The organism is Pseudoalteromonas ostreae, assembly GCF_018069805.1.
GTDB lineage: Bacteria > Pseudomonadota > Gammaproteobacteria > Enterobacterales > Alteromonadaceae > Pseudoalteromonas > Pseudoalteromonas ostreae.
Window position 1 is genome coordinate 1 of record NZ_JAGPYN010000062.1, and the last position, 1144, is coordinate 1144.

The 1144-nt window shown below is 41.4% G+C and carries 1 protein-coding gene and 1 pseudogene; one reads left to right on the plus strand and one right to left on the minus strand.

From position 1 onward, the window contains the following. Positions 1-118: 118 nt before the first annotated feature. Positions 119-763 carry a LysE family translocator gene (locus tag J7338_RS20495; RefSeq protein WP_228733055.1) on the minus strand — a complete coding sequence of 215 codons (645 nt, stop codon included), beginning with the start codon at positions 761-763 and terminating at the stop codon, positions 119-121. Between the two features lie 101 nt (positions 764-864). On the opposite strand from J7338_RS20495, the pseudogene J7338_RS20500 reads away from it, so the two are divergent. Beyond that, positions 865-1086, plus strand: a pseudogene (locus J7338_RS20500) (IS110 family transposase); the annotation flags it as partial. Positions 1087-1144 lie beyond the last annotated feature (58 nt).

Here is a 1144-nt window from a genome sequence, read left to right on the forward strand (position 1 = left end):
GCGTTAAGTGGTGAGCAACGCCTACCACCCTACCTAAACCATTGTGATATAAACACTTAACTTAAAGTAAGCCGAAAACGCCAAGCGTTGGGAATCCGTCTTAAACGCTTTGTTAGTTTTATTGCTGGCGACTTAGTAGCAGGCTTGCCCCAGACATAGCTAAAAAGGTAGCGCAGCCTCTATTGAAGCGCTTTGCCATTTTCGGTTTCGTGAACCACTGCCTCAAATATATTCCGAATATGGCATAAATAGATATTGCACCCATTTCTAATATTAGGAACGTCACCCCTAAAACGAAGAACTGTTCATTTACATTAGCCGAAACATCAACGAACTGTGGGAGAAATGCAGTAAAGATTAAGATTGCCTTTGGATTACCAGCGGCTAACAAAAATTCTTGTTTAGCTAAACCTAGTCGGTTGTGAGTGCTTTCTAGTTCAACGACGGGACTTGACTCCGAACGCCAAAGATTAAAGGCAATCCATAACAAGTACGCCGCACCCACAATTTTAATGATTAGAAATAGAGTCTCAGATGCATAGAGAACGACAGCTAAGCCTGAAGCTGCCAAAGCAATCATTACAGAGAATGCTGCTATTCGACCCAGACCAGCAATGAAAGCAGATTTGAAGCCGTAACAACGAGCATTATTCATAGACAGTAGGTTGTTTGGACCAGGGGTCATATTGAGCGCAAAGCACGCTGGTATAAAGAACAATAACTTCCAGATTTCCATAATATTTCCTCCATGAAAACTAGACATAATGACTCCCACACGGTGTTAGCCTCCGCTTTCGTGGGTTAGCTTAATTCAAAGCCAGAGCCATAATTAGTTTGTCAAATAACTAAACAGCAGAGGCTAACATGAATAAACATAGCATACTTTTTATCGGTCTTGATACACATAAAGAATTCAATGAAGTTGCCTATATTGAAGAACATAGAGGGGCACAACCTGTTCACCTTGGTCGATTCTCATCTTCCAAAGTGGCCGTTCAAAAGCTTGTTCGTCAGTTTGAATCTAAATACCCTGGCGCAACGCTACACTTTGTTTATGAAGCCGGCCCTTGTGGTTATTATTCGTATCATCCATGATACTCACTAAAGCCCACTTCGCGGTTCAAATTTATTCCCTATAAATTTG